Consider the following 3,912-nt stretch of genomic DNA (forward strand, 5'->3'; position numbering starts at 1 on the left):
AGATAGAATAATGCCCAAAATAACTCATATAGGTGGTCCTTTTTTTACAATATTTTCTTGTTTATTTTTGATTTTTTTTGGAAAAAACAATGTGAAAGCCTCTGCTTTAGAAGCTTTAACTGCGCTTGCAAACAGCCATTTGTTTGTTCAACTCTTAAAAAGAAAATATACAAGACCAAGGCCTTATATGGTATTAGCTAATACAAACACTTTTAAACATCTTTTAAAGGATTATTCTTTTCCTTCTGGTCATGCTACTGCCAGTTTTTCACTTGCTATGACTTTTTCAATATTTTTTCCAAGCCTTGCAGTATTCTTTATTTCACTGGCGGTACTTGTGGGACTTTCGAGGATATATATGGGACTGCATTATCCTTCAGATGTATTAATGGGCTCAACGATAGGTATTACTTTTTCTTATCTAACCCATTTTATAGGTACAAAGTTGTTTTTGTAAAAAATTTTTCAAAATAGATTGACAAATTGTAAATAGAAGAATATAATGTAGAAGGACACAAGTTAATACAATCGTTAGGTGAGGCTCCTATACAGATACACGCTGCTGCCCGGAAACATCGAGAGATGCTAACGGGTCAACAAGTATTACCGAATTAAGGTTTTACTTAATGCAGCTGGAGGATGCTCCAAAGCTGTATAGTGCCAAAGCTCAACGAATTGAAATGTTAAAAAACCTCTTTCATTCGTTGAGAGGTTTTTTAATTTGCTAAAAAACGGAGGTGAGAAGAATGGACGGTGGAGGTAGTAGTAAAAGCTATAAAGGTATATGTAATATGACATTGAAGAAGGATGGGCATAGTTTGAGGCCACGTCCATTCTTCTCACACGTGGCCTTTTCAATAAATTTTGCTATTTCTTAAAATGCCTATTTATCCCTTCTTTTGGTGTCCTATTACATATACCTCCAAAACAATTCCTTTTAATTCCATCGTCTAAGTGCGAAAGTTTTTTACAAAAAAACAAATACTGTAACTGGAAGGTTGCAAAAGACTCAGCAGCCTTAATCTATTATTGTGTTTTGGAGGTGTATGGGAATGATCAAAATCGCAAAGAAAAATGGTTTCACAGATATGATACTTACTCAATTAATTGAGTTTGCCAGAAAAGATGTTGATGAAATTTTGGCGCAATTAGGTACAGATAGAGAAGGGCTGACTTCTGAGGAAGCAGAAGATAGGCTTGAAATGTATGGGTTAAATGAGGTAGCTCATGAAAAACCGGCTCCTTGGTATATTCAATTGATTAAAGCTTTTATAAATCCCTTTATAGGTATATTAGTATTTTTAGCAATTGTGTCATATATAACTGATGTACTTTTTACTGTACCTCAAGACAGAGATTGGAGCACTATAATTATTATTTCTATAATGGTAACGGTTAGTGGACTACTTCGTTTTGTTCAAGAGTACCGTTCTAATGCAGAAGCAGAAAAACTAAAAGCTCTTGTCCACACAACTGCTGCAGTTATTCGCAAAGACACAGGTGAAAGAGAGATAAAAATAGAAGAAATAGTGCCGGGTGACATAATACATTTGGCAGCAGGTGACATGGTACCTGCGGATGTTAGGGTTATTACTTCTAAAGACTTATTTATAAACCAAGCAACTTTGACGGGAGAATCCGAACCTGTGGAGAAATATCCAGATTTAAAAGAAGAAAAAAGAAAAGCTAAGGATTTAAACCTCTCAGATTTAGAAAATATATGCTTTATGGGTACTAATGTAGTAAGTGGCTCTGCTATTGCTGTAGTTCTTTCAACAGGTGACCGTACTTATTTTGGTTCAATGGCAAAGTCCCTTGTAGGGCATAGGGCAATGACAAGCTTTGAAAAAGGTATTAACAATGTAAGCAAAGTACTTATCAAATTTATGGCAGTAATGTTTCCGATTGTGTTTGTGATAAATGGTCTTACAAAGGGTAATTGGTTGGATGCATTGCTTTTTGCCTTGGCTGTAGCTGTTGGACTTACTCCCGAAATGCTTCCAATGATAGTCACTACCAACCTTGCTAAAGGTGCTGTGACAATGGCAAAGCGCAAAACAATTGTTAAGAGATTAGATGCTATCCAAAATTTTGGAGCGATGGATGTGCTTTGTACTGATAAGACTGGCACTTTGACATTAAACAAAATAGTCGTAGAAAAACATCTTGACATACATGGGAATGAAGATGACAGAGTTTTAAGGCATGCGTATTTAAATAGTTTCTATCAAACAGGTTTAAGAAACTTGATGGATGTCGCTATTTTAGAGTATGGAGCTGAAAAGGGTTTTAATGGCTTGGAAAAAATATATAAAAAAGTTGATGAGATACCTTTTGATTTTATAAGGCGGAGAATGTCTGTAGTTTTAGAAAGCGAAGGTGGGAAGAGGCAGCTTGTAACGAAAGGTGCCGTTGAAGAGGTGCTTTCTATCTGTGAATACGCTGAATACAAAGGTGAAGTAGTTCCTTTGACAGATGAAATACGCCAAGAAGTAAAAGAAATGGTAAGGAAGTTAAATGAAGATGGAATGAGGGTGCTGGCAGTAGCTCAAAAAAATGACGTTCCACCAGAGGGAGTTTTTAGTATAGCAGATGAGAGTAAAATGGTTCTTATGGGTTATATAGGTTTTCTAGACCCGCCAAAAGAATCTGCACCTTATGCGATAAAAGCACTTAAAGAGCATGGTGTAGATGTAAAAATTCTTACCGGTGACAATGAAATAGTGACAAAGAAAATCTGCAAAGAAGTTGGACTTTCGGTAGAGAATATTTTATTAGGAAATGAAATAGAAAATATGACAGATGAAGAATTAGCAGAAGTAGCAGAAAAGACGACAATTTTTGCAAAACTTTCTCCTATGCAAAAATCAAGAATAATAAAGGCTTTACAAAGTAAAGGCCACATTGTTGGATATATGGGGGATGGAATTAATGATGCTCCTGCTTTAAGAGAAGCAGACGTTGGAATTTCTGTTGACTCTGCAGTAGATATCGCTAAAGAATCTGCGGATATAATACTTTTAGAAAAAAGCCTCACGGTATTAGAGGAAGGAGTTGTAGAAGGGCGCAGAATTTTTGGAAATATTATGAAATATATTGCAATCACATCAAGCTCTAATTTTGGAAATGTATTTTCTGTTTTAGTGGCAAGCGCATTTTTACCATTTTTGCCAATGCAGCCATTGCAACTTCTCTTCCTTAACTTGACTTATGATTTATCTATGACCTCAGTGCCTTGGGATACAATGGATAAAGAGTATATACAAAAGCCAAGAAAATGGGATGCCGCAAATATAGGCAATTTCATGGTATGGTTTGGACCTACAAGTTCTATTTTTGATATTACAACTTATGCTTTGATGTTTTTTGTAATTGGTCCAATAGTTATAGGTGGCTCTTACTTCTTGTTGCCTGAAACATCTAAACTTCAATTTGTTTCGCTTTTCCAAACAGGCTGGTTTGTAGAAAGCTTATGGACACAAACAATGGTAGTCCATATGCTTAGAACCGAGAAGATTCCTTTTATACAAAGCATTGCTTCATGGCCGCTATTACTTTTTACATCAGCAGCTGTTACAGTAGGAACGATTGTTCCATTTACTTCCTTTGGAAAGGACATTGGAATGATGCCATTGCCAGGAATATACTTCTTATTCTTAGCAGCTACCCTCCTTGCATACTTGACTTTGGCGCAATACGTTAAAACGAGATTTGTAAAAAGATTTGGAAGTTTGCTATAACATTTTTTAGACAACGGATACAGACAAGTAGAAATATATAAAAACATGAGCAGGAGAAATCCTGCTCTTTTTAACACATCACATTATAAAATTAAAATGTTACAACAATGTTACAAAATATAAAATTTTGATAATAGGTGATTGCAAAATGAGATAAATATTAGAGTAAAAA

2 protein-coding genes and 1 riboswitch are annotated in these 3,912 nt (G+C 35.3%); both genes read left to right on the forward strand.

Features of this window, described 5'->3' with window-relative positions:
• Window positions 1–457: phosphatase PAP2 family protein (locus tag M663_RS0102505; protein ID WP_029687832.1), on the forward strand; the 457-nt coding region annotated here is incomplete at its 5' end.
• A 63-nt stretch (window positions 458–520) separates the two neighbouring features.
• A riboswitch (M-box (ykoK) riboswitch) is annotated at window positions 521–683 on the forward strand.
• A gap of 369 nt (window positions 684–1,052) precedes the next feature.
• A complete protein-coding gene (gene mgtA / locus M663_RS0102515; protein ID WP_029687833.1) occupies window positions 1,053–3,740 on the forward strand; it encodes a magnesium-translocating P-type ATPase in 2,688 nt (895 codons plus the stop codon).
• Window positions 3,741–3,912: the final 172 nt, after the last annotated feature.

The sequence above is a fragment of the Thermoanaerobacter sp. A7A genome (assembly GCF_000445185.1).
Lineage (GTDB): Bacteria > Bacillota > Thermoanaerobacteria > Thermoanaerobacterales > Thermoanaerobacteraceae > Thermoanaerobacter.